This window comes from Brucella daejeonensis (genome assembly GCF_014199265.1).
Taxonomy (GTDB): Bacteria; Pseudomonadota; Alphaproteobacteria; order Rhizobiales; family Rhizobiaceae; genus Brucella; species Brucella daejeonensis.
Genome location: NZ_JACIJG010000013.1, coordinates 1 through 23,384, shown reverse-complemented (window position 1 = coordinate 23,384; position 23,384 = coordinate 1). Strand labels below are relative to the sequence as shown.

Here is a 23,384-nt window from a genome sequence, read left to right as displayed (position 1 = left end):
ATACTTCAGATAATCTCGGTACGGGCAATGTTGATGCCGAAGCCTTCCAGACCGACATAGTGACGCTCACGCGATGCCAGCAGCACGATGGAGGTGATGCCAAGGTCCTTGAGAATCTGGGCTCCGAGGCCGATCTGGCGCCATTCTTCCTCGCGTGCAATCGCTTCCGCGTGGCTTTCATGGTCGCTCTGGATCGTGTCGCGGGCGCGAGCGTCGTGGTGATCGGCACGCACGCCGACCGAACCTTCGCGCAGATAAACCAGCACGCCGCGGCCTTCCTTGCTCATGCGCGTCATGATCTCGTCGAGATTGCTGCCGCCCTTCCCGAACACGTCGTTCAGCACATCCTCGCGATGCAGGCGGACCGGCACGTCCTCACCATCGCGAATGTCTCCGAACACCACGGCAACATGCTGCATCGGCTCCCACGGCAGTTCGTAAGTATAGGCATGGGCCGCTCCCGCACAGGTCGAGACCGACGCATCGCCGACGCGCCTGATCAGCGTTTCCTTGCGCTGGCGGTAGGCGATGAGATCGGCAACGGTAACGCGGTGCAGCTTGTGCTCTTCGGCAAAGGCCTTCACATCCGGGCCGCGCTTGACCGTGCCATCATCATTGACCAACTCGCAGATCACGCCGATGGGCGGCAGGTTGGCGAGCTTGCACAGATCGACCGCGGCTTCCGTATGGCCGGAACGCATCAGGACGCCGCCTTCGCGCGCGACAAGCGGGAAAATATGGCCGGGGCGCACGAAATCCGAGGCGCCGGCGTTCGGATTGGCCAGGTTGCGCACGGTCAGGGTACGGTCTTCGGCGGAGATGCCGGTCGTGGTGCCATGGCGGTAATCGACCGTAACCGTGAAGGCGGTCGTGTGTGCGGATTCGTTTTCCGCGACCATCGGCGCCAGGTTGAGGCGCCTCGCTTCCTCGCGGGTCATCGGGGTGCAGACGATGCCGGAGGTATGGCGCACGATGAAGGCCATCTTTTCCGGTGTGCAATGCACGGCCGCGACGATCAGGTCGCCCTCGTTTTCACGCCCGTCATCGTCCATCACGACGACGATTTCGCCACGCTCGAACGCGCGAAGCGCATCCACGACCTGTTTTTGATTATAGCTCATTTCGACCTCGATATTACAGATAACCAACGGGCCCAATCGTCGGTCGGGTTCGGCCAGTCCGGCCGTATGGTTTCAAACGCGGCCTGTCTGGCCCCATCTTGATTAGACGCGGCCTGTCTGGCCGCGGTGACGCAGATAATGATCGGCAATGGCGCAAGCCACCATAGCTTCGCCGATCGGCACGGCGCGGATACCCACGCAAGGGTCGTGCCGGCCTTTCGTCATCACATCCACCTCCTTGCCGTCCTTGTCGATGGAACGGCGCGGGGTCAGGATGGACGAAGTCGGCTTCACGGCAAAGCGCGCCACCACCGGCGCGCCCGTGGCGATGCCGCCCAGAATACCGCCCGCATGATTGGACAGGAACAGTGGCTCGCCGTCATTGCCCATGCGCATCTCGTCGGCATTTTCCTCGCCGGTCAGCCGCGATGCCTCAAAACCATTGCCGATTTCCACGCCCTTGACGGCGTTGATGGACATAAGAAGGCTCGCAATATCCTGATCGAGCTTGCCATAGATCGGCGCGCCTATACCAGCAGGAACGCCCTCGGCCACGATCTCGATGACCGCGCCGACCGACGAGCCTTGCTTGCGAATGCCATCGAGATAGTCCGCGAACAGCTCAACCGAACCGGCATCCGGCGAGAAGAAGGAATTGTTGTCCACTTCCGCCCAGTTCCAGCGACGGCGGTCGATACCGTGCACGCCCATGGATACCAGCGCGCCCTTGACCTCAAGTCCCGGCACGATCTTGCGCGCGATGGCGCCCGCCGCCACGCGGGCTGCCGTTTCTCGCGCGGAAGAGCGTCCGCCGCCGCGATAGTCGCGGATGCCGTATTTGACGTCATAGGTATAATCGGCATGGCCCGGGCGGTACTGGCGGGCAATGTCGCCATAATCCTTGGAGCGCTGATCGGTATTCTCGATCATCATGGAAATCGGCGTGCCGGTGGTCGTCATGGTCACGCCGTCTTCGCCGAGAAGCACGCCGGACAGGACACGCACCTGATCGGGTTCGCGGCGCTGGGTTGTATATTTCGACTGGCCGGGCTTGCGCTTGTCCAGATAAGACTGGATTTCGGCTTCCGTAAAGGTGATGCCGGGCGGGCAGCCGTCAACGACGCAGCCAAGCGCCAGACCGTGGCTTTCGCCCCAGGTGGTAACGCGGAACAGATGACCGAAACTATTATGAGACATGCGCGGGCGCCTGATTACGATGATCCGGCCGGGACATGAATCCGCAACCCGATAGCAGCTACTTTACGACGCGGTTTTATTGGGCTTTTCGGGTCCGGTCAAATCAAGCTCCCTCAGAACGTGAATTTTCCTCATGGAGATCAATATCCGGCATTTTTTTTGACACATTCCCCACGCTACACTGTGGGATATCAGGCGCGGTGTGCTGAAGTATCAATCCGCGGCAATCGTGTCGAATCGGTCAGGCGACAACCCAACCCGAGGCACAACCAAAGGAACGGAAGTCATGCATTATCTGGTCGGATTAATCCTCATCATAGCTTCGCTTTTCTCGACGGTAGCCATGGCCGACGATGCCGAAGGCAAGATCACCGGCATCAACAAGGATAGCGAAACCATTACGCTGGATGACGGCGAGACCTACAAGCTGCCCGGCGAATTCGATTACAGCGCGATCAACCAGGGCATGAAGGTCATCATCATCTATGATGTGGTCGACAGTACGCGCTTTATCACCGATATTCAGGAAGCGCCGTAATCTGCGATTTCGAGATTCCGATTCTGAAAGGGGTCGGCCTCACGCGGTCACGGCAAAGCGCTCGAACGGGAAAAGCCAGATGACCATCACAATCTACCATAACCCGAAATGCGGCACCTCGCGCAACACGCTCGCGATGATCCGGGAGAGCGGTGAGGAACCCGTCGTCATCGAATATCTGCACAATCCGCCGTCTCGCGAAAAGCTCCTGCAATTGCTGTCAGCCATGAAGATGACGCCCCGGCAGTTGCTGCGCGAAAAAGGCACGCCCTATGCCGAGCTTGGCCTGGCCGATCCGAAATGGACCGACAGCGAGCTTGTCGATTTCATGATGGAGCACCCGATCCTCATCAACCGGCCCATCGTGGAGACACCGCGCGGAACGAAGCTTTGCCGCCCGTCGGAACTGGTTCTCGATCTTCTGGAAAATCCCGTTGCTTCCTTCACCAAGGAAGCTGGAGAAAAGGTCGCTCGCGGAAAGACCGCCTGAGCGTCACGGCAGCGGTTTCGGCCTTGGTCGGAAATGCTCTATAGCCATTCAAGCTTGCCGCTTTCGAACTTCAAGATCCTGTCCTGCGGGATCGAGAGGTTGGCGGCGGCGTGGCCGTCCATATCACCGTAAAGATAGAACAGCGTGCGGATGCAGCCGCCATGCGTGACGCAGACGGTCGGCCATTCCACGGCCTCGACCCAGCGCCCGATCCGACGCGACAGTTCCATGTAGCTTTCGGCGGTTGCGCCCGGCGGCACGAAGTTCCACTTGTCGCGGGCACGGCTCTCCAGAAGATCCTCGCGCTCCCTGGCAATGTCTTCCATCATGAAGCCCTGCCAGTCGCCGAAATTGACTTCCATCAGTTGCGGGTCGGTGCGGTAATCATAAGGGTCGAGCCCCATGCGCAGGCGGATACGTTCCATGGTTTCGCGTGTGCGGCGCAGTGGGCTTGCGACGAAATCGAAACCGGCGCCATCCCCGAGCAGCGATTTCAGAAGATCGCCATTCCGGTCGGCCTGTGCGCGCCCATGCGCATTGATATCGATATCGAGCTGTCCCTGAATGCGCTGCGAGACATTCCAGTCCGTCTCGCCGTGGCGCGAAAAATAGATGATCTCCCGAGCCACTGCCCTACCCCATCTGCCGTCAATCATAGCTGGATAGCTTCCCCACATGGGGAAAGACAAAGAAAAATCCCGAAAAGCCGGTCAACTTTTCGGGATTTCATATTCCTCGCTTCAGTCCTTCACGACCGAAATGTCGGGCGCGTCCACGGCCTTCATGCCGATGACATGGTAGCCGCTATCGGCGTGGTGCACCTCGCCGGTCACCGAGCGCGACAGGTCGGAGAGGAAATAAAGCCCGACATCGCCCACTTCATCGATGGTGACGGTACGGCGCAGCGGCGCGTTATATTCGTTCCACTTGAGAATGTAGCGGAAATCGCCGATGCCCGAAGCGGCAAGCGTCTTGATCGGGCCGGCGGAAATCGCATTGACGCGGATATTCTGCGGACCGAGGTCGACGGCCAGATATTTCACGCTGGCTTCAAGCGCGGCCTTGGCCACGCCCATGACGTTGTAATTCGGCATGACCTTCTCGGCGCCGTAATAGGTCAGCGTCAGGATCGAGCCGCCATCGCTCATCAGCTTTTCCGCGCGGCGGGAAATCGCCGTCAGCGAATAGACCGAAATCAGCATGGTGTTGGAGAAGTTGGCTTCGGACGTATCGACATAACGGCCCGTCAGTTCGTCCTTGTCGGAAAAACCGATGGCGTGAACGACGAAGTCCAGCTTGCCCCACTTCTTCTCAAGCGTTTCGAAAACCGCGTCGATGCTGGCGGCGTCCGCCACGTCGCAATGTCCGGCAACGAAGGCGCCAAGCTCTTCGGCCAGCGGCTCGACGCGCTTCTTCAATGCATCGCCCTGATAGGTGAATGCGAGCTCTGCGCCTGCATCGCGAGCGGCCTTGGCAATACCCCATGCGATGGAGCGGTTGTTGGCGACGCCCAGAATCAATCCACGCTTGCCCTGCAACAAACCTGACTGTGCGGTCATTAAGGGTCCTCATTGAAAACAATTAACTTGTTGCCCTATCGCACAGGCTCGCCTTACCTTCAAGCAATTGCAGCGAAAAAGCCGGGCATTGTCACTTTACTGACGCAAAGAGACAACATCCGGCTTCAAACGGTTGAAGACGCTCTCAGGCCTGTTTGCGCTTTTGCAGGAACTCTTCCAGTTCCGTGTCGCCGCCTTCGGGCAGCATGATGCGCACATGGACATAAATATCGCCGCGCCCGCTCGTCTTGAGCGGAAGGCCCTTTTCCTTCAGCCGGAGCACGCGGTCCGAACTCGACCAGGCCGGGACCCGCACCGCAATGCGGCCGTCAAGCGTTTCGATTTCCTGCTTGCCGCCCAGAACCGCGTCGGCGAGATCCACCGGCAGATCCACATGAACGTCACGCCCCTCCAGACGGAAGCGCGAATGCGGCTTGAAACGGATCGTCACCAGCGCATCGCCAGCCGTACCACCCATCATCGGCTCACCCTGCCCCTTGAGGCGGATGGTCTGGCCGTCTTCGACATATCGCGGCAGCTTGATTTTCAGATGCCTGCCATTCGGAAAAATGGCTTCGACCTTCTCCGCACCGGCAGCCTGTTCCAGCGTGATCTCGATGGAGGCCGAAAGGTCCGCCCCCTTGACCGGGCCGCGCTGGCGCGCGCCACCGGCGCGGGCGCCTCCACCGAAAGCGCCGCCGAAAAGATCGTTCAGAATGTCTTCCGCACCGCCTTGCTGGAAACCGCCCGGACCGGAACGAAATTCAAAGTGGCTACTGCCGCCGCCACCCTGCCTGAAACCCGCGAACGGGTCGCCATGCGCGCCGCCAAAGCCCTGCCCGCCGGAAAAACCCTGGAAGGCGGGCTTGCCTTCCGCATCGATCTCGCCGCGGTCGAACTGACCGCGCTTGTCCTTGTCGCCCACGATTTCATAGGCCTGGTTCAGTTCTGCGAAGCGCTCCTGCGCTTTCGGATCATCCTTGTTCTGATCCGGGTGGTGCTTTTTGGCCAGCTTGCGAAAGGCCGATTTTATCTCTTCGGGCTTCGCCGTTTTGGCGACGCCCAGCACGCTATAGGGATCGCGCATATAGTTCCTCTTTCAGGAAAAAGTCTGTGAGGTGAGCATGACTCGTTACCCATAATATGCGCATATGGCGGGCAAAGTTCCAGTCTGGCAGCCCGTTTCTTTTCAGATCGGCGCGAAGGACGTCACCGTCCACTGACCGCCGCGCTGCATACAGGTTTCGCCGCGATAGATCGAAACGCCATCGAAGGCTTCACGCGAGGTTTCGAATTCACGGCAAATCCGGTCGTCCCGGTTGTTCTCCGCAATCGCCGTGATCGTGCCCTGACTACCCGTGTCGGGATTGGCCCATGGAACCGGTTTCTTGCCCCATTCCGTGAAATTGAGCGCGGAAACCACATTTCTGATCGCCGACTGATCGGAAAGCTGTCCCGTGTCGGTCTCTACGGGCTGCGACTGCTGTATCGAACCGGTGATGGTGGAAGAATCGGGCACGGCCTTTTCAATGCTCACCCCGCCCATGGCGCAGCCGCCGAGCGAGAGAATGCAGATACCCAGAGCGGCATTGCGCAAAGCCGTCAGGCCGCGGCCAGAGGTTCCGACAAGTGTGTGACGGCGGGCAGTTTCGACGGCCAACGCTATTCCCTTATTCTTACACGCTATAAATGCCGGGATTATGGATGAAGCTGAGTTAACAAGCGGTTCGCCGGAAAGGTAAACAAATCGGAATCGGAGCACAACGCCCAACATCGTAGTCTGGTTATCCATGAGACGATGTTCCCGGCTTTTTATATTCCGCTTCGCCTGCGACCACACATCCCGGCAAAGCCATGGACAAAGCGGCGATTATGGAAGAAGCTCGCGCCGCATCGTGCCGGAGCGAAGATTCCTTCAACGGCTGGCGGGCGAAGCATTCCACAAGCCCCGTTCAAAGAACCAGGACCATGACAAACCCAAGCGACGATTTCACCGAATCCTCCCAGCCGTTCCAGCTCTTCGCAGAATGGCTGGCCGACGCGACCAAAAGCGAGCCGAACGATCCGAACGGGGTGGCGCTTGCGACCGTCGATCCTGACGGCCTGCCGAATGTGCGCATGGTGCTGCTCAAGGATTTCGACGAGAGGGGGTTCGTTTTCTATACCAATTACGAAAGCATGAAGGGGCAGGAAATCCTGTCGACCCGGAAGGCCGCGATGTGCTTTCACTGGAAGACACTGCGCCGTCAGGTGCGCGTGCGCGGCCCCGTGGAAAAGGTCAGCGACGCCGAAGCCGACGCCTATTATGCCTCGCGGCCGCGCGGCAGCCGCATCGGCGCCTGGGCCTCGAAACAATCCCGCCCGCTGGAAAGCCGCTTCGCGCTGGAAAAGGCGGTGGCCGAATATACCGCGAAATATGCCATCGGCGACATTCCCCGCCCGTCCTACTGGTCGGGCTTCCGCATCCGTCCGGTCTCGATAGAGTTCTGGCACGACCGGCCCTTCCGCCTGCATGACCGCGTGCTCTTCACGCGTCCGGCACCGGAAGGCGACTGGAACAAGGAACGGCTCTATCCGTAACCGTGGAAAACTGCCCGCGCGCCTCATCCCGAGGCGCCGGGTCGTTAGACAATCGGCTTGATCGCGACCCAGAGGCTGCCCAGCACGAGGCCGAGAAAGACCAGCCAGCCAACGATATTGTTGGACTTGAAGAGCCGCAGGCACTGGTCCGGATTATCGATGTCGAGCACGGTGATCTGGCGATAAAGATGCACACCCGCCGCGAGCAGGCCGGCAAGCGCGGGCATCGGCACCTGCGCCACGGCGAAAGCCGCCGCGAAAAAGCCGATTGCCCCGCCATAGAGCACCATCAAGGCCGTTTTCGTATGTTTGCCGAACAGCCGCGCCGTGGAACGCACGCCGACCAGAGCATCGTCTTCCTTGTCCTGATGGGCATAGATGGTGTCATAGCCGATGGTCCAGAGGATCGCGCCGATATAAAGCAGCACCGGCGCGAGGCTGAGCGAGCCTTCTACCGCCGCCCACCCCATGAGCGCGCCCCACGAGAAGGCGAGGCCCAGCACGAATTGGGGCCAGTCGGTAATGCGCTTCATGAAGGGATAGGCTGCGACGATCAGAAGCGAGAAAATGCCGAGCCCGATGGAAAACCAGTTGAACTGCAAGACCACCGCGAGACCAACCAGCGCCTGCAAGACGAGAAACAGCCTCGCCTGACGACGCGTCACCTGCCCCGAAGGCAGCGGACGCGAACGGGTACGATCCACCTGGTCGTCGATGTCCTGATCGACCAGATCGTTATAAGTGCAGCCAGCGCCGCGCATGGCGATGGCGCCGATCAGGAACAGGACGAGGTGCCACAACGAAGGCATGACGGACCACGCGCCGTCGCCCGGCCTTGCGCCCGCTCCGGCAACAAGTGCCGCCGACCACCAGCATGGCCATAGCAGAAGCTGCCAGCCGATCGGGCGATCCCAGCGGGCAAGCTGCGCATAGGGCCAGAGCGATTGCGGCAGAACGCGATAGACCCAGTGGCCGGAGGGAGCATCCTTGACCCGCCCGCGCGTGGCGCGCGACTGGATACCGGAATTTGCCTGTGGTTGCTGCATCGTCAAATCCGTTCAAAAAATCCGTCATTTCCAGCATTATCGGCCAAAATCTGGCGCTTTGGCCTTGCTCCCCGAAGGCGGGAGCAATAGACAGCCGGAATAAGTCATTACTGACTTACTGATCTTAAACGCAGGGAGCAAGGCATGAAAGTTCTGTTGATCGGTTCCGGTGGTCGCGAGCACGCTCTGGCATGGAAGCTTGCTGCCTCTCCCCTGCTCGAAAAGCTTTATTGTGCGCCGGGCAATCCGGGCATCGCGGCCGTCGCGGAACTGACCGATATCGGCGTGGACGACCATGCCGCGCTGATCGCCTTCGTCAAGGACAGGAAGATCGACCTCGTGGTTGTGGGACCGGAAGCGCCGCTGGTCGCGGGGCTTGCCGATGAAATGCGCGCGGAAGGCATCCGCGTCTTCGGTCCATCAAGGGCAGCCGCACAGCTTGAAGGCTCGAAAGGCTTCACCAAGGACCTCTGCGCCCGCTTCGACACCCCGACCGGCGCCTACGGACGGTTCAACAATGCTCCGAAGGCGAAAGCCTATATCCGCCAGCAGGGCGCGCCGATCGTCGTCAAGGCCGACGGCCTGGCGGCGGGCAAGGGCGTCGTCGTCGCCATGACGCTGGACGAGGCGCTGGAGGCCGTCGATGCCTGCTTCGAAGGCGCTTTCGGTTCGGCCGGCGCGGAAGTCGTGGTCGAAGAATTTCTCGAAGGCGAAGAAGCGAGCTTCTTCTGCATCTGCGACGGCAAGACGGCGCTGCCGCTCGGCTCGGCACAGGATCACAAGCGCGTCGGCGATGGCGATACCGGCCCCAATACGGGCGGCATGGGCGCCTATGCCCCGGCCCCGGTCATGACGCCCGAGATCGTCGAGCGCACCATGCGCGAACTGATCGAGCCGACCATGCGCGGCATGGCGGAAATCGGCGCGCCCTTTTCCGGCATCCTGTTCGCGGGGCTGATGATCGGCAAGGATGGCCCGAAGCTCATTGAATATAATACGCGTTTCGGCGACCCGGAATGTCAGGTGCTGATGATGCGTCTCGAAAGCGACTTGCTCGCTCTGATCGATGCAGCCGTCGACGGCAAACTCGATCAGGTTTCGCTCGACTGGAAGGACGAGCCGGCGCTGACCGTGGTCATGGCCGCGGAAGGCTATCCAACGAACGTCAAGAAGGGCAGCACCATTCGCGGCCTTGAAAAGCTTGAGGGCATTGAAGACTTGAAGGTTTTCCACGCGGGCACGGCAGAAAAAGATGGCAACCTCGTCGCCAATGGCGGTCGCGTGCTGAATGTCACGGCCATTGCCGGAACCGTCGCGGAAGCACAGGCCAAGGCCTATGATGCCGTGAAAAAGATCGACTGGCCGGAAGGTTTCTACCGTTCGGATATTGGATGGCGCGCCGTTGCACGTAAAAGTTGACGACACTCCTGAAATAGGGATGATGCTCTAATCGTTCGCTTCGGGGGCAACAGCAGAAAGCGTCAGGACCAGCAGGCGCGTCGAGGAGGATAAGCCACCTCGACCTTGGTAAGGGCTTTGCTCTCGAAATGGAGTGAGACGAATGGGTATTTTACCTGTGAGTATCACGCTTACCATGAGAAAAACCCGCACCGGCTGGTCAGCGACGGTGCGGGTCATATTCTTTAGCTAAGCGCCAGGCTGGTGGGGTTGCCGCCCTGCCAGCCACTCCATGAAAATATTACCCCTCCATCGAAAAATCAAGTTTCCGCCCGAAGTTCAACAGCGTTCCCGACACGGATTGCCCAAACAAAACCTATTCCAGTAACATCAGCGTGTGAATATTGACGTTTACGTAATAAGCCGATAGCTCTTATGTCGGACAGCCGTTTGGCGCCTGCCGGAATGCGATCAGCGCCGATGCAGGGAGGGCCTCTGAGGAGAGGCTGACAAACCATAGTTGGAGGAAAGATGTATCGCGCGCCGGTTTCTGAAATTTCCCATACGCTGATGAAAGTCGCGGGCCTTGAAAAGGCGCTTGCAGACAATCGTTTTCCCGAATTTTCCGCCGATCTTGCAGACGCCATTCTGGAAGAGGCAGGCAAGTTCGCCGCTGAGCGCATCGAACCGCTGCGCATCACCGGCGACAGGCATGGCGCCACCGTCAAGGACGGCGTCGTCACCACCACGCCGGGCTGGAAGGAGCTTTATCGCGACTGGATCGAAGGCGGCTGGAACTCGCTGACCGGCACACCGGAATATGGTGGTCAGGGGCTGCCGACCATGATGTCGGTGGCGGTGAGCGAAATGTGGAATTCCGGCACGCTGGCCTTCGCCATTGCGCCGACGCTGACCATGGGTGCGGTCGAGGCGCTGGAAAAGCACGCTTCGAAGGAACTGAAGGACATTTATCTCGAAAAGCTCATCTCCGGCGAATGGATGGGCACGATGAACCTGACCGAGCCGCAGGCAGGGTCCGATCTGGGCGCGCTGCGCACCCGTGCGGAGCGCCGCGACGACGGCAGCTATCGCATCTTCGGGCAAAAGATTTTCATTACCTATGGCGAGCATGACCTGACCGACAATATCGTGCATCTGGTGCTGGCGCGCCTGCCCGATGCTCCCGCCGGAACCAGGGGCATTTCGCTGTTTCTCGTACCGAAATTCCTCGTCAACGCGGATGGTTCGCTCGGTCGCCGCAACGATCTCTTCTGCTCAGGCCTTGAACACAAGATGGGTATCCACGCCTCCCCCACCTGCACCATGATCTATGGAGACGGCTTCGCGAAGGGCGAGGAACAGGGTGCGGTCGGCTATCTGATCGGCGAGGAAAATCGCGGGCTGGCCTGCATGTTCACCATGATGAACAATGCTCGCCTTCTGGTCGGCATTCAGGGCGTCGGCGTGGCGGAAGCGGCCTATCAGCAGGCGCTCGACTATGCCAGGGAACGCAAGCAGGGTCGTGCGCTCGGCGCGAACCCGAAAGACGGCATGAGCCCGATCATCGAACACCCGGACGTGCAGCGCATGTTGCTGACCATGAAGGCGCTGACGCAGGTTGCCCGTTCCATCACCTATGCTTGCGCCCACGCCATCGACATGAGCCATGCGACGGACGGTGCGGACGCACAGTTCTGGTCGGACCGCGCCGGGTTGCTGACCCCGCTCGCCAAAAGCTTCGCCACCGATACCGGTGTGGATGTCGCCTCGCTCGGCGTCCAGATTCATGGCGGCATGGGCTTCATCGAGGAAACGGGCGCGGCGCAATTGCTGCGCGATGCGCGCATCACGCCGATCTATGAAGGCACCAACGGCATTCAGGCCATCGATCTGGTGATGCGCAAGCTGCCGCTCGGCAATGGCGAGCACATCAAGGGCTTCCTCTCGGAATTGCAGCAGGACGCCGACAAGGCAACCGCTTCCAACCGTCCCGAACTGGGTGAAACCGGTGCGCGTCTTTCGAGGGCCATCATGGAAGCGCGCGAGGCGACCGACTGGTTGCAAAAAGCGGCAGGCGAAGGCCGCGCCGAAGAAGCGCTCGCCGGTGCGACACCCTATCAGCGCCTCCTGTCGCTCGTTTCCGGCGGGGCCTATCTCGCCCGCGCCGCTCTCGCCGGTGAAGATGCCGGGCGCGCCGTGCTTTGCCGCTTCTTTGCGGAAAACATGCTGGCCGAAGTTTCGTCGCTGAAGGATACCGTCATCACCGGCGCCGCCAGCCTCGCCGCCGCCAAATCCGCGCTGGAGGCGTGAGCATGAACGAGCATATCCTGATCGAGCGCATAGGTGCGGTGCAGATCATCCGCCTCAACCGGCCCGAAAAGAAGAACGCCATCACCCGCGCCATGTATGCGGCCATGGCAAAGGCCCTGAAGGACGGCGATGCCGATGACGCGGTGCGCGCGCATGTGTTTCTCGGCACGCCGGGTGCGTTCTCATCCGGCAATGACATGCAGGATTTCATGGCAGCTGCCACAGGCGACAGCAGCTTCGGCGGCGAAATTCTGGACTTTCTCATTCCGCTGGCGGAAACCGGAAAACCGATCGTTTCGGGCGTGGACGGACTTGCCATCGGCATCGGCACCACCATCCATCTTCATTGCGATCTGACATTCGCCACGTCGCGCGCATTGTTTCGCACACCCTTTGTCGATCTGGGACTTGTTCCGGAAGCCGCATCCAGCCTGCTTGCGCCAGCGCTGATGGGACGCCAGAAAGCCTTCGCGCTTCTGGCGCTCGGCCATGGCTTTACGGCGGAAGCGGCGCAGGAAGCGGGCATCGTCTACCAGATCGTGGACGAGGACGCGCTGGAGGCGGAAGTATTGAAGGCGGCGGCGGAAATCGCCGCAAAGCCGCCGCAGGCCATGCAGATCGCCCGTGCCCTGATGCGTATGCCTGCCGAGAAGGTTTCCGAGCGTATCGCCCGCGAAGCGAAATATTTTAGGGAGCGCCTCACCTCGGATGAAACCCGCGAAGCGGTCATGGCATTTCTCAGCCGCAAAAAATAAATCCCGATGTCAGGGTTCGAGCGGTTCCGGTTAAAGGGGTGTCATTGGAGCCGTTCCAGCCTTCTGTCTTTACGCGCCTTATCCCAAAGCCGTTTCACGCTTTTCGGCTTGACGCTATAGATTGTCATGATCTTTTTCCGATATAACAGGTCAATCAGGATTTGTTATGATGGAGCTGGCGAACGCATGTGGGAACCCGTGTTGGAAATGCGCAAGGGAGTGACCAAGCACCGGCTTTTGACGGAGAAAATCGTCGACGATATCGAGAAAGGCCTGCTCCGGCCCGCAACCCGTATGCCGACCCATCGCGATCTCGCCCACAAGCTCGGGCTGTCCGTGCAAACCGTCAGCATCAGCTACAAGGAAGCCGAGCGGCGCGGTTATCTGCGCGGTGAGGTCGGGCGTGGAACCTATGTCTGCAATCGGGTGACGGAAAAGGCCGATCGTTTCATGCTCGATCGTGACCCGAACGGAGCCGCGGATCTTTCCATCATTCGCGCCGTCTATACCGAGGCGCATGAGCGTGCGTCGCGTCGGCTGTTTGAGGAAATGAGCCAGTCCGACAATGCGAGCTTCATGCGTCCCTGTCGCCCCATAGCCGGGCTGGACCGGCACCGGGCCGTGGCGCGGGACTGGTTGCGCGGCCTGTCGGTGGATGTCGATCCGGGCCGGATCATCATTACGAACGGCGCGGCGCACGGGCTGTTTCTCGCCGTCGCGGCGGTGGTTCAGCCCGGTGAGGTCGTCTTGACGGAGAGCCTGACCGACCACGGCATAATCGGGCTGGCAAATGTGCTCGGTTTCACGCTGCGTGGCCTTCCGACCGACGATCAGGGCATCCTCCCCGATGCTTTTGAAGCTTCCTGCAAGGCGGGCGATGTTCGGGCGCTGGTCATGATACCGTCATTGGGCAACCCGACCAGCCATCTCATGGGAGCGGAGCGTCGCATTGCCATTGCCGACATTGCGCGACGATACGATGTCTGTGTCATCGAAGATGAAGTTTACAAACCCATTCTCGAAGAAAAACTGCCCTCGATGCCGGAACTGCTGCCGGAACTGGGTTTCTTCGTAACGAGTTTCACCAAATCGGTCATGACAGGCCTGCGGACCGGCTATCTCGTCGTTCCGACGCAATATTCCATCCGCGTGACCTCCATCCTGCGTGTCACGAGCTGGAGCGGTGTAAATCTCGTGAGCGAGATGGCCAGCCGCTGGATAGAGGACGGCACGGTCGCGCAACTTATCGAAATCCAGCGCAACGAGTTGCGTTCGCGTCAGGCACAGGTAACCGATATTCTCGGTTCGCATGTCGCCGGAAGCAATTCGCTGTCTCTGTGCGCCTGGCTGAAAATCCCCCGCAACTGGTCGGAGGACGGGCTGGTCCGGGCGCTGGCCGGCAAGGGGGTGGCCGTCACGCCTTCCGATCCGTTTGTCGCGGGCGGCGACCATGGCAATGGCGGCGTCCGCATCTGTCTTGGCGGACGGCTTTCGCGCCCCGCCCTGCAGACCACGCTGGAAACAATCCGCGAAACCTTCGCGCAATTGCCGCCGGTTTATGATGTGAGTTCCATCGCCTGAAATCAGAGAAGGCTCTCAGAGGACGGACTGGAGAAACTCCTTGGTCCGTTCTTCTTTCGGAGACTGGAATATTTCTTCCGGCCTGCCCTGCTCGCAGATGCGTCCCTTGTCAAAGAAGCAGACGCGGTCGGAGACTTCGCGCGCGAAACGCATTTCATGCGTGACGAGGAGCATTGTCAGGTCGTGCTCCTGCGCCAGACTGCGAATGACCGACAGGACTTCGCCCACAAGCTGCGGATCGAGCGCCGATGTCGGCTCATCGAACAGCAAGACGCGCGGACGCATTGCCAGCGAGCGCGCAATCGCGACACGTTGCTGCTGCCCGCCGGAAAGCTGTGAGGGATAGTGATCCTTCTTGTCCGCAAGCCCGACGAGGGATAGCAGATCGAGCGCCCGCGCTTCGGCCTCTGCCCGCTTCATGCCAAGGACATGAATCGGCGCTTCGACGATGTTGCGCAGAACCGACATATGCGGGAACAGATTGAAGCTCTGGAAGACCATGCCGACATGCGATCTGATCTTGCGCAAATGCGCTTCGCTCGCCTGAAAATATCCTTTGCCGTTTGGTTCGTGATAGGACATTCCAGCAAGTTCCAGCGTGCCTTCCTGAAATGGTTCCAGCGTCATCAGGATGCGCAGAACCGTCGATTTTCCAGAGCCGGATGGGCCGATCAGCGTGACTTTCTCGCCCGTCTCGACCGAGAAATTGAAGCGATCCAGCACCGTCAGCGCGCCGAAGCGCTTGGTTACGTCCTGAAAGCGGATAATTTCCTGGGTCATTTGAGAGCGATCCCGTTCTTTGGAAGTGTGCGTTCGAGCAGGCGTATGAGCGCCGAGCAGATGAGCGTCAGGACGAGGAAGATCAAACCGACCATCGATAGCGGCACCAGATATTCAAAGGTGCGGTCGCCGATCAGATTGGCAAGATTGAGCATGTCAACGATGCTGACGACCGACAGGACCGGCGTTTCTTTCAACATGGAGACAAGATAGTTCCCCATCGCAGGGATGATGCGGGGCACGGCCTGCGGGATGACGATATCGCGGTAGGTGCGCCAGGCGGTGAGGTTCAGCGCGCGCGCCGCTTCCCACTGGCCGCGTGGAATGGCGTCGATGCCACCGCGATAGACCTCGGATGTGTAGGCCGAATATTGCAGGCCGAGCGCCAGAGCGCCGGTCAGGAATGCGGGCAGCACGATCCCGTAGACCGGCAAGACGTAATAGAGGAAAAACAGCTGGACCAGCAGCGGCGTGTCGCGAAGAAACTCGACGACGACAACCGTCGGCCATGAGATGATCGCGTATGGGCTGCGGCGCAGCAGCGCAAAGACAAGGCCAAGCACCAGCGCGATGGCAAAGCCGGTCGCAGCCGCCTTGAGGGTAACCGTCAGGCCGATTGCCAGAATCGGCAGTATGGAAATGGCGAAGGATAGCGTGGACGAGGTGTCCCAGGCGTAACCGTAAATCATGCGAAACCTCCGGCCATTGTTCCGCGACGAAGACGTCGTTCGATCCAGCGAATGGCTGCGGCAAGGACAAGCGCCATGGCGAAATAGCCAAGCAATGTCAGTGAGTAGATCGTCACATTGTCGAGCGTCAGATTGCGCAGGCGCTGCGCCTGGAACGTCAGGTCGCTGATCGCGATCAGGGATGCAAGGGCAGTGTCCTTGAGATTGTGTATGGCGAGATTGCCGAAAGCAGGCATCATTTCGACAACAGCCTGCGGCAGCACGATATGAAACAGGGTGTGGACCTTGCTGAAATTGAGCGCGCGCGCCGCTTCATGCTGCGCCTCCGGCACTGCCTGCAATGCGCCGCGCACCACTTCCGCGCCGTAGGCGCCGATATTGAGGCCAAGCCCCATAATGCCGGTGGTGATCGGATCGAAGGAAATGCCGATCAGGGGCAAGGCGTAGTAAAGCCAGAAAAGCTGTACCAGCAGCGATGTCCCGCGAAAAATCTCGATATAGATCACCGCAATCGCAGACAGGATCGGCCCGCCGGCAAATCGGGCAATGCCCGCCGCGAATGCCAGCATCGCACCGATGGCCATCGAACTGAGTGCAAGGACAACCGTGACTTGGGCCCCTTTGAAAAGGGCGGGAAGATATTCCGTCCAGTGCATATGGTCCTCTCCCGTCTGAGATAAACCTGCCGGGCCGTCCTCAGAGACTGAATCAAAAAGCGACATGCGCGCGCGAAAATGGTGATTTCCGAGTACCGGAGCGCAATGTACTTTTGGGTACATGAGCACCGGAACGCAAGAAATTGCCATTTGCAGCCGCTCATGGCGACTTTTGGAACAGGCTCTCAGGCCCGGCAGACGGCAAGGTGCATTACTTTGCGTTGCAGAGGCTCGCCGTATCGACGGTGCGCGCGGCTTCAACACTTTCTTCGCTTAGCCCGTAGGTCATCAGGATTTTCTTGTAGTCGTCGGTCTTCTTGAACGCGATCAGTTCGTTGTTGAAGGCCTCATAGAATTCCTTGTCTTCCGGGCGGAAGCTGAAGGCACCGAAACTGCGCGCGGATTTTCCATCCACGACCGGGTCGGTGAAAGGGCTCGCTTGTTCGAGCTGGGGCGAATTTTCAACGAGCTTGGCAACGGTCAATTCTGTCGCCGCATAGGCGTCGGCGCGGCCCGTCTGCACCGTCGAAGGCGCATCGGCATTGCCCTGGATCATGACGATCTGGGATTCATCGATCCCCATTCCATGCAGGAAATCGATCTGGTCCGCACCCGAGACGATGGCCACTTTCAGCGATGGATCTTTCTTGATGTCATCATAGGAATGGATGTTCTTCGGATTGCCTTTCGGCACCAGAAGACCTTCGCCATAGCTGGAATTTGCGACCGTGAACTGGACCTGCTTGCAGCGGTCCGGCAGGACATTCTGTTCCGCGGCAACGAATTCAAAGCGTTTTGCCTTCAGGCCGGGGATGAGCGAGCCGAATGGCGTGACGGTCCAGTCGACTTCCTCAATGCCGAGCTTCTTGAAAATGGCCAGGGCGACATCGGGACCGATCCCCTTGGCCGCTCCGCTTGCGTCCATATAGCCATAGGGCACTTCGTTTGCGGTTGCCCCCCGGACAAATCCGGCGCTTTTCAGGTCATCGATCGTGACGGCCTGTGACGGGACGGCCAGTGCCAGGAAGGCTGCGGCGGAAAGCAGTGTCGAGATTGAGTTCAGTTTCATGCGCATGGTGTTCACTCCTCTGTATGAATGCCGGTTGTCTGTTGCTCCGGCTTGTCAATTCGGTGGTATTGTCGGCTTATTGCGACGTTGGCTCCTCGCTGATTGTCGCGATGACTGACAGGCAATCGCCCATTTTGATCAGGCCCGGGAAATGACGGGCAGCGAGTATGCCGTCGAGTGCCGCACGATATTCCTGCGGCGCGGCTCCCGTGCGCGTCACGGGATGAACGCGGGCGATGAGATCACCTTTGCGAAGCTTAGCGCCCAAATCAACCAGAGGCTCCAAAAGGCCGTCCGCATCGGCAAAGCCGAAACATTCCTGCGACGGCATATCGAGCCAGGTGGTCGGCGACAACTCGACCGCACCTTCCAGAATCCCCGCATGTCGCAAAAGATTGCGAATGCCGCGCTTGGCAATTCCAGCCGTGCGGGCCGAAATCGTGCCGCCACCGGAAAGCTCGGTGGTCACGAAGACCTTTCCGGCTTCTTCGGCGGTGGTATCGTACATGCCAACGGCATCGATCTCCATCATCCGCATGGAAAACGGTGCGGAAAAGGCTTTGACGGCGGCGAAGCAGCGGGTTTCCTGCGCCGTATCCGGCAATGCATGGGCTGCGGCATAGGGAATAAAATCCAGTGTCCGCCCGCCTGAATGGAAATCCATCACGATGTCGGCGGCGGGCAAGAGATAGCGGGTGAAATAGTCCGCGATCTTTTCCGTGACCGAACCATCCGGGCGTCCCGGAAAGCTGCGGTTGAGATTGCCCTTGTCGATGGGAGAGGTCCGCGTTCCCGCCAGAAAAGCGGGGAAATTCATCGCAGGCACGATAATGACGCGGCCATTGATCTGCTCGGGCCTGAGATTGGCGGCAAGATCGTAAAGCGCCACCGGACCTTCATATTCGTCGCCGTGATTGCCGCCTGTCAGAAGAGCGGTAGGGCCGTCACCATTGCGGATCACGCAAATTGGCAACATCAACGATCCCCAGGCGGAATCATCCCGCGACCATGGCAGACGCAGATGGCCATGCTGCACGCCGTCGCGATTGAGATCGACGGTCGGCGTGATCGGTGAAGGACGGGAAGGAGGCGAAGCGTGCATCATGTTGCCGTCCTAGAGTGGTATGCATTTAAGTTGAAACACAATCCCGCTCTAACCTTTTGTTTGAGCATGATCTTTTCCAAAAACCGGTTCCCACTTTTTGGGATCATGCTCTAATCCTTTACGACCAGCTTGCGCGGCACGTTCGACAGGCATTCGACGCCGGTTTGCGTAATGACGATGCTCTCGGTAATTTCGAGGCCCATCGTCTCCAGCCAGAGACCTGTCATGAAGTGGAAAGTCATGCCCGGTTGCAGTTCCGTGCGATCGCCGGGACGCAGGCTCATCGTGCGCTCGCCCCAATCCGGCGGGTAAGACAAACCGATCGAATAGCCGGTGCGGTTGTCCTTGACGATCCCGTATTTCTTCAGCACCGCGAAGAAACCATTGGCAATGTCCTCGCATGTATTGCCCGGACGCGCTGCCGCAAGCCCGGCTTCCATCCCCTCCAGCGTCGCTTTTTCGGCATCGAGGAAGGCCTGTGTCGGCTTGCCGAGAAATACGGTGCGCGACAACGGGCAGTGATATCGTTTATAGCACCCGGCGATCTCGAAGAACGTACCCTCGCCCGATTTCATCGGCAGGTCGTTCCAGGTGAGATGCGGTGCCGAAGCATCGGCGCCCGATGGCAAAAGCGGAACGATTGCCGGATAATCGCCGCCAAAATCATCAACGCCGCGCGTTCCGGCATCGTAGATTTCGGCCACGAGATCGCATTTGCGCATACCCGGCTCAATCTTTTCGACGATACGCCGGTGCATGGCTTCCACGATGCGGCCAGCCTTGCGCATATAATCTATTTCGGTCGGGCTTTTGACAGCCCGCTGCCAGTTGACGAGCCCTTGCGCATCCTTGAACCGCGCATTCGGCAGATGCTTCTGCAAAGCGTGATGGGCGGCTGCGGTGTACCAGTAATTATCGAATTCGACGGCAATGGTCTTGTTGCCCCAGCCCTTCTCTTCGAGAATGGAAGCCAGCAGATCCATCGGGTGCCGTTCAAGCGACTGCACATAATGATCGGGATAGCCGACGATGCTGTCATGACTGATCCACGCCGTGCGTTTTGCGCCATTGCCGTCCTGCCCGCGACCATACCAGATCGGCTCGCCGTCCATGGCCAGCACGACGCACTGATGGACATAAAAGGACCAGCCGTCATAACCCGTCAGCCAATGCATGTTGGAAGGGTCGGTGACGATGATGACGTCAAAACCCGCTTTCTCCATGGCGCGGCGTGTCCGGGCAATTCGCTGATCATATTCCGCGCGGGTGAAATTGAGTTCCCCACTCATCGGCTGGCTCCTGCGTTTTTGCTTGAATCAATCTTTGCCCCGGCATCGCGAAGGCTAGCGCGTTGTGTGGCGAGGCGGGCGATGGCCGTGTCCTGAACGCCGGTCCCCGTCAGATCGCACACTGTGATGGCATCGGGGTCGCGTTGCACCGTATCTGCATCCAGGATGATCCGGCCAAGTTCGGGGAAAGGCGCATCGGCCTTGACGACGCCGGTCGTTATGGCGTGATGCAGTTCCCCAAGCCTGCGGGTCTGGTTCAGACTGTCCGCGACATAGATGACCGGAAGTCCGAAAATCGCCGGATCAAGTTCGTTCTTGTGCTCGGCGTCCGAGCCCATGGCCGTAATATGCTGTCCCGCCTCCAGCCAATCGGCTTTGATGAGCGGGCTTTCCGAAGGTGTCGTCGTGACGACGATATCGGAGCCGCGACAGGCATCTCGTGCATCCTCGATCGCTTTGACCGGGAAGCCGAGCTTTTCCGTCAGCTCTCGCGCTACATGTTCCGCCTTATCATGATCGCGCGCCCAGATGCGGGCTTCGGTGATCGGACGCACCAGCGCGAGCGCCTGCAACTGTAATTTCGCCTGCATTCCGGCACCGAAAATCGTAGCCACGCTTGCATTATCGCGGGCCAGATATTTTGCGGCGACTGCGCCTGCCGCAGCCGTGCGCACATCGGTCAGATAACCATTGTCCAGCAACAGCGCCTCGATCAGCCCGGTTTTTGCGGAAAACTGGATCATCAGCCCGTTGGTGGACGGCAGGCCGATGGATGGGTTGTTGAAAAATCCGGGGCTTACCTTGATGGCGAAGCTGTCGAGGCCGGGAATATAGGCGGTTTTGACATCCACTTCCCCGCGTTCGGCCGGGATATCGAGCCGCAGGATGGGCGGCATACTGACGCCGCCGCCCGCAAGCGCGCGAAACGCATCTTCAACACAGGCAATGCTTTCGAGATCGAGCGATATGATCGCGCGCAGATCGGCTTCGGTCAGGATTCGCATTTCGGCCATCAGCCTGCCCTCCGATAGCGTTCTTCCATGATTGCACGATGTTGTTCCGGGTCGATATTGCCGCCGGACATGATGATGGCGGCTGGCCCGGTCGGGCGGATTTTCCCGCCGAGCAGAGCGCCGATGCCGACCGCCGCAGCGCCCTCGATAATCTGGCCTTCCTGCAATGCGGCATGTCTTATGCCCGCGGCGATTTCTTCTTCATCGAGAAGGACAACATCGTCCAGCAGCGCCCTGCACATGGCAAAGGTCCAGCGGTTTTGAAGCCCGATGCCGCCGCCAAGGGAATCCGCAAGCGTATCCAGTTCCTCCACATTGACCGGCGTGCCTGCCTTCAGGCTGGCATCCATCGCAGCGCCCCTTCGCATGGAAATGCCGATAATCCGGGTCTGCGGGCGCTTCGCCTTGACCGCCGCCGCGATGCCTGCCGCCAAACCGCCGCCAGAAAGCGGAATAAGAACGTTTTCCACGTCGGGAAGATCATCGATAATTTCCAGCCCGATGGTTCCCTGACCGGCGATCACGCGCGGGTCGTCAAAAGGCGGAACGGCATTCATGCCTTCGTCTGCGACAAGGCGCGCGACTTCCTCCATGGCATCGTCCTGCGATTTTCCAACGATGCGGATGTCAGCGCCAAGATCGCGAATGGCCTCGACCTTGTTGCGCGGCACAAGCGATGACAGGCAGATCGTGGCCGTCAGCCCTTGAGCGGATGCGGCATGAGCCAGCGCCCGTCCGTGATTGCCGGTGGAAGCGGTCACAAGCCCGTTCTTCCGCTCGTCCGGCGACATGCCGAGAATAGCGTTGGTCGCACCGCGCAGTTTGAAGCTGCCAGTCGGCTGTAGATTTTCGAGCTTGAGAAAGACAGGCGCGCCTGAATGGTCGCTCAGGCTTTTGGAGCGCACAAGCGGCGTCCGCTCGATATGGCCTCGCAGCCGATCGCGCGCTTTTTCTATGTCACCCAGACCAACAATATCGGACACGTCGCCTGCCTCTTACTGCGCTATCTATTTGTTTTTACGCATTTCCGAACGCAAAACCGGTTTCCGCTTTTGCTGGAAATGCTCTGAAACACATGGGAAAACGTTGCGCCCCATGACCCCATGGCCCCATGACCGGGCGACGTGACAGACGAGCCGAAACAAGGCGCAATAACGCACCCCTTGCGAAACCATAAGGCCGCATCCTCGTTCCCCATATGTTTGATTTTTATCGTTGCTACTATGTGTGAAAGACCAAATAGATCATGTCAATGATTATATTGGATCATTACAATCATGGCTTGTAACGACTTTTTGCGACCTGGCCTTGAATAGAGTTTATGGCCGTGCCAAGGAGAATGGAGTAGATGCGCACTCATATTGGACCGGTAGAATGAAACCCGCCCTCAAGCTCGACGCTGTTGATCTTCGCATTCTTGAAGCGGTGCAGGGAAATGCGCGGATCACCAAGATCGCGCTGGCGGAAAAGGTCGGGCTGTCACCCACACCTTGCTGGCTGCGGCTGCGCAAGCTTGAGGAAGCGGGCATTGTCACGGGTTACCATGCGGGCATTGCCTATCGCAAAATCGCGCCCATCGCGCATGTGATGGTGCAGATCACGCTCGGCAACCATCGCCAGAGCGATTTCGAGCGTTTTGAGCGCGCGATTGCGGCCGTTCCCGAAATCGTGTCGTGCTGGTCGGTCGGCGGCGGCGTCGATTATTTCCTGATGATCATGGCCCGTGACATCGATGCCTATCAGCGGCTGATAGATCGTCTTCTCGACCAGAATATCGGTATCGAACGCTATTTCACCTACATCGTGACCAAACTGGTCAAGGATGAGCGAACCGGAACACCTTTGTCGATCCTAGTGGTCTGATTCCGACATTTGCATCCCTCTGATACGGGCGCCGGGCAAATGTCGGAATCAAAAAGACCACTAGCAACTTTATGTATCTAGTGGATTTTTATGTATCTAGTGGATTTTTCGAATTTGACGTTTGAAACGGCATCTCATTCAGTCGGGATTCAAACGTCAAATTCAATCCACTAGTGGTCTGATTCCGACATTTGCATCCCTCTGATACAGGCGGCGAGCAAATGTCGGAATCAAAAAGACCACTAGCAACTTTATGTATCTAGTGGATTTTTCGAATTTGACGTTTGAAACGGCATCTCATTCAGTCGGGATTCAAACGTCAAATTCAATCCACTAGTGGTCTGA

23 protein-coding genes and 1 pseudogene are annotated in these 23,384 nt (G+C 59.2%); 8 read left to right on the top strand and 16 right to left on the bottom strand.

Annotation, left to right across the window (positions count from 1 at the left end; genetic code table 11):
• Window positions 1–5 precede the first annotated feature (5 nt).
• Both ribB and aroC read right to left on the bottom strand, forming a co-directional pair.
• Window positions 6–1,121, bottom strand: a complete 1,116-nt coding sequence (gene ribB, locus FHS76_RS15965) for a 3,4-dihydroxy-2-butanone-4-phosphate synthase (RefSeq protein ID WP_183654846.1) — start codon at window positions 1,119–1,121, stop codon at window positions 6–8.
• Window positions 1,122–1,223: 102 nt separating this feature from the next.
• Window positions 1,224–2,318: a chorismate synthase gene (gene aroC, locus FHS76_RS15960; protein ID WP_183654843.1), complete on the bottom strand. Its 1,095-nt coding sequence runs from the start codon at window positions 2,316–2,318 to the stop codon at window positions 1,224–1,226.
• Window positions 2,319–2,604: 286 nt separating this feature from the next.
• On the opposite strand from aroC, the gene FHS76_RS15955 reads away from it, so the two are divergent.
• Both FHS76_RS15955 and arsC read left to right on the top strand, forming a co-directional pair.
• On the top strand, window positions 2,605–2,856 hold the full coding sequence (locus tag FHS76_RS15955) for a DUF1344 domain-containing protein (protein ID WP_183654828.1): 252 nt from the start codon (window positions 2,605–2,607) through the stop codon (window positions 2,854–2,856).
• A gap of 79 nt (window positions 2,857–2,935) precedes the next feature.
• Window positions 2,936–3,346 carry an arsenate reductase (glutaredoxin) gene (gene arsC / locus FHS76_RS15950; protein WP_183654825.1) on the top strand — a complete coding sequence of 137 codons (411 nt, stop codon included), beginning with the start codon at window positions 2,936–2,938 and terminating at the stop codon, window positions 3,344–3,346.
• A 38-nt stretch (window positions 3,347–3,384) separates the two neighbouring features.
• On the opposite strand, the gene FHS76_RS15945 is transcribed toward arsC, so the two are convergent.
• The 4 genes from FHS76_RS15945 to FHS76_RS15930 form a co-directional block, all read right to left on the bottom strand.
• On the bottom strand, window positions 3,385–3,975 hold the full coding sequence (locus tag FHS76_RS15945) for a histidine phosphatase family protein (RefSeq protein ID WP_183655131.1): 591 nt from the start codon (window positions 3,973–3,975) through the stop codon (window positions 3,385–3,387).
• 111 nt (window positions 3,976–4,086) lie between these two features.
• Window positions 4,087–4,905 carry an enoyl-ACP reductase FabI gene (gene fabI, locus FHS76_RS15940; RefSeq protein ID WP_183654822.1) on the bottom strand — a complete coding sequence of 273 codons (819 nt, stop codon included), beginning with the start codon at window positions 4,903–4,905 and terminating at the stop codon, window positions 4,087–4,089.
• A 145-nt stretch (window positions 4,906–5,050) separates the two neighbouring features.
• A complete protein-coding gene (locus FHS76_RS15935; RefSeq protein WP_183654819.1) occupies window positions 5,051–5,992 on the bottom strand; it encodes a DnaJ C-terminal domain-containing protein in 942 nt (313 codons plus the stop codon).
• A gap of 102 nt (window positions 5,993–6,094) precedes the next feature.
• On the bottom strand, window positions 6,095–6,511 hold the full coding sequence (locus tag FHS76_RS15930; protein WP_328700512.1) for an RT0821/Lpp0805 family surface protein: 417 nt from the start codon (window positions 6,509–6,511) through the stop codon (window positions 6,095–6,097).
• A gap of 362 nt (window positions 6,512–6,873) precedes the next feature.
• Here FHS76_RS15930 and pdxH point away from each other — a divergent pair, with 362 nt between their 5' ends.
• Window positions 6,874–7,485: a pyridoxamine 5'-phosphate oxidase gene (gene pdxH / locus FHS76_RS15925; RefSeq protein ID WP_183654816.1), complete on the top strand. Its 612-nt coding sequence runs from the start codon at window positions 6,874–6,876 to the stop codon at window positions 7,483–7,485.
• A gap of 44 nt (window positions 7,486–7,529) precedes the next feature.
• Here pdxH and ubiA read toward each other — a convergent pair whose 3' ends face one another.
• Window positions 7,530–8,531: a 4-hydroxybenzoate octaprenyltransferase gene (gene ubiA, locus FHS76_RS15920; protein WP_183654813.1), complete on the bottom strand. Its 1,002-nt coding sequence runs from the start codon at window positions 8,529–8,531 to the stop codon at window positions 7,530–7,532.
• A gap of 144 nt (window positions 8,532–8,675) precedes the next feature.
• Between ubiA and purD the strand changes: the two genes are divergently transcribed.
• The 4 genes from purD to ehuR all read left to right on the top strand — a co-directional run bounded on the left by purD (window position 8,676) and on the right by ehuR (window position 14,575).
• Window positions 8,676–9,950 carry a phosphoribosylamine--glycine ligase gene (gene purD, locus FHS76_RS15915; protein WP_183654810.1) on the top strand — a complete coding sequence of 425 codons (1,275 nt, stop codon included), beginning with the start codon at window positions 8,676–8,678 and terminating at the stop codon, window positions 9,948–9,950.
• 510 nt (window positions 9,951–10,460) lie between these two features.
• Entirely contained in the window at window positions 10,461–12,239 is a 1,779-nt protein-coding gene (locus FHS76_RS15910) for an acyl-CoA dehydrogenase (RefSeq protein WP_183654807.1), read from the top strand.
• A 2-nt stretch (window positions 12,240–12,241) separates the two neighbouring features.
• Window positions 12,242–12,994: a crotonase/enoyl-CoA hydratase family protein gene (locus tag FHS76_RS15905; protein WP_183654804.1), complete on the top strand. Its 753-nt coding sequence runs from the start codon at window positions 12,242–12,244 to the stop codon at window positions 12,992–12,994.
• A 186-nt stretch (window positions 12,995–13,180) separates the two neighbouring features.
• The gene (gene ehuR / locus FHS76_RS15900) at window positions 13,181–14,575 is read left to right on the top strand and encodes a MocR-like ectoine utilization transcription factor EhuR (RefSeq protein WP_183654801.1); all 1,395 of its coding nucleotides are present in this window, start codon (window positions 13,181–13,183) and stop codon (window positions 14,573–14,575) included.
• Window positions 14,576–14,590: 15 nt separating this feature from the next.
• On the opposite strand, the gene ehuA is transcribed toward ehuR, so the two are convergent.
• From ehuA to eutB, 9 genes and pseudogenes are all read right to left on the bottom strand, one after another.
• Window positions 14,591–15,355: an ectoine/hydroxyectoine ABC transporter ATP-binding protein EhuA gene (ehuA, locus tag FHS76_RS15895; protein WP_183654799.1), complete on the bottom strand. Its 765-nt coding sequence runs from the start codon at window positions 15,353–15,355 to the stop codon at window positions 14,591–14,593.
• On the bottom strand, window positions 15,352–16,044 hold the full coding sequence (ehuD, locus tag FHS76_RS15890; RefSeq protein ID WP_183654796.1) for an ectoine/hydroxyectoine ABC transporter permease subunit EhuD: 693 nt from the start codon (window positions 16,042–16,044) through the stop codon (window positions 15,352–15,354). The genes ehuA and ehuD overlap by 4 nt, the downstream gene beginning before the upstream one ends.
• Window positions 16,041–16,700: an ectoine/hydroxyectoine ABC transporter permease subunit EhuC gene (gene ehuC, locus FHS76_RS15885; RefSeq protein WP_183654793.1), complete on the bottom strand. Its 660-nt coding sequence runs from the start codon at window positions 16,698–16,700 to the stop codon at window positions 16,041–16,043. Before ehuC ends, ehuD begins: the two co-directional genes overlap by 4 nt.
• 38 nt (window positions 16,701–16,738) lie before the next feature.
• Window positions 16,739–16,850: pseudogene (locus tag FHS76_RS15880) on the bottom strand (flagellar basal body P-ring protein FlgI); the annotation flags it as partial.
• A 61-nt stretch (window positions 16,851–16,911) separates the two neighbouring features.
• On the bottom strand, window positions 16,912–17,775 hold the full coding sequence (ehuB, locus tag FHS76_RS15875) for an ectoine/hydroxyectoine ABC transporter substrate-binding protein EhuB (protein ID WP_183654790.1): 864 nt from the start codon (window positions 17,773–17,775) through the stop codon (window positions 16,912–16,914).
• A 70-nt stretch (window positions 17,776–17,845) separates the two neighbouring features.
• A complete protein-coding gene (gene doeB, locus FHS76_RS15870; protein ID WP_183654787.1) occupies window positions 17,846–18,874 on the bottom strand; it encodes a N(2)-acetyl-L-2,4-diaminobutanoate deacetylase DoeB in 1,029 nt (342 codons plus the stop codon).
• Window positions 18,875–18,984: 110 nt separating this feature from the next.
• Window positions 18,985–20,163: an ectoine hydrolase DoeA gene (gene doeA, locus FHS76_RS15865; protein WP_183654784.1), complete on the bottom strand. Its 1,179-nt coding sequence runs from the start codon at window positions 20,161–20,163 to the stop codon at window positions 18,985–18,987.
• Window positions 20,160–21,176: a cyclodeaminase gene (locus FHS76_RS15860; protein WP_183654781.1), complete on the bottom strand. Its 1,017-nt coding sequence runs from the start codon at window positions 21,174–21,176 to the stop codon at window positions 20,160–20,162. The genes doeA and FHS76_RS15860 overlap by 4 nt, the downstream gene beginning before the upstream one ends.
• On the bottom strand, window positions 21,176–22,159 hold the full coding sequence (eutB, locus tag FHS76_RS15855; RefSeq protein ID WP_374828631.1) for a hydroxyectoine utilization dehydratase EutB: 984 nt from the start codon (window positions 22,157–22,159) through the stop codon (window positions 21,176–21,178). Before eutB ends, FHS76_RS15860 begins: the two co-directional genes overlap by 1 nt.
• A 391-nt stretch (window positions 22,160–22,550) precedes the next feature.
• Between eutB and FHS76_RS15850 the strand changes: the two genes are divergently transcribed.
• Entirely contained in the window at window positions 22,551–23,039 is a 489-nt protein-coding gene (locus FHS76_RS15850; RefSeq protein WP_183654778.1) for an Lrp/AsnC family transcriptional regulator, read from the top strand.
• The last annotated feature ends 345 nt before the right edge of the window (window positions 23,040–23,384 follow it).

Bases quoted from the DNA above. Each gene is read 5' to 3' on its own strand.
- ribB (WP_183654846.1), bottom strand. From the start codon at position 1,121: ATGAGCTATAATCAAAAACAGGTCGTGGATGCGCTTCGCGCGTTCGAG.
- aroC (WP_183654843.1), bottom strand. From the start codon at position 2,318: ATGTCTCATAATAGTTTCGGTCATCTGTTCCGCGTTACCACCTGGGGC.
- FHS76_RS15955 (WP_183654828.1), top strand. From the start codon at position 2,605: ATGCATTATCTGGTCGGATTAATCCTCATCATAGCTTCGCTTTTCTCG.
- arsC (WP_183654825.1), top strand. From the start codon at position 2,936: ATGACCATCACAATCTACCATAACCCGAAATGCGGCACCTCGCGCAAC.
- fabI (WP_183654822.1), bottom strand. From the start codon at position 4,905: ATGACCGCACAGTCAGGTTTGTTGCAGGGCAAGCGTGGATTGATTCTG.
- FHS76_RS15935 (WP_183654819.1), bottom strand. From the start codon at position 5,992: ATGCGCGATCCCTATAGCGTGCTGGGCGTCGCCAAAACGGCGAAGCCC.
- pdxH (WP_183654816.1), top strand. From the start codon at position 6,874: ATGACAAACCCAAGCGACGATTTCACCGAATCCTCCCAGCCGTTCCAG.
- ubiA (WP_183654813.1), bottom strand. From the start codon at position 8,531: ATGCAGCAACCACAGGCAAATTCCGGTATCCAGTCGCGCGCCACGCGC.
- purD (WP_183654810.1), top strand. From the start codon at position 8,676: ATGAAAGTTCTGTTGATCGGTTCCGGTGGTCGCGAGCACGCTCTGGCA.
- FHS76_RS15910 (WP_183654807.1), top strand. From the start codon at position 10,461: ATGTATCGCGCGCCGGTTTCTGAAATTTCCCATACGCTGATGAAAGTC.
- FHS76_RS15905 (WP_183654804.1), top strand. From the start codon at position 12,242: ATGAACGAGCATATCCTGATCGAGCGCATAGGTGCGGTGCAGATCATC.
- ehuR (WP_183654801.1), top strand. From the start codon at position 13,181: ATGTGGGAACCCGTGTTGGAAATGCGCAAGGGAGTGACCAAGCACCGG.
- ehuA (WP_183654799.1), bottom strand. From the start codon at position 15,355: ATGACCCAGGAAATTATCCGCTTTCAGGACGTAACCAAGCGCTTCGGC.
- ehuD (WP_183654796.1), bottom strand. From the start codon at position 16,044: ATGATTTACGGTTACGCCTGGGACACCTCGTCCACGCTATCCTTCGCC.
- ehuC (WP_183654793.1), bottom strand. From the start codon at position 16,700: ATGCACTGGACGGAATATCTTCCCGCCCTTTTCAAAGGGGCCCAAGTC.
- ehuB (WP_183654790.1), bottom strand. From the start codon at position 17,775: ATGCGCATGAAACTGAACTCAATCTCGACACTGCTTTCCGCCGCAGCC.
- doeB (WP_183654787.1), bottom strand. From the start codon at position 18,874: ATGATGCACGCTTCGCCTCCTTCCCGTCCTTCACCGATCACGCCGACC.
- doeA (WP_183654784.1), bottom strand. From the start codon at position 20,163: ATGAGTGGGGAACTCAATTTCACCCGCGCGGAATATGATCAGCGAATT.
- FHS76_RS15860 (WP_183654781.1), bottom strand. From the start codon at position 21,176: ATGGCCGAAATGCGAATCCTGACCGAAGCCGATCTGCGCGCGATCATA.
- FHS76_RS15850 (WP_183654778.1), top strand. From the start codon at position 22,551: ATGAAACCCGCCCTCAAGCTCGACGCTGTTGATCTTCGCATTCTTGAA.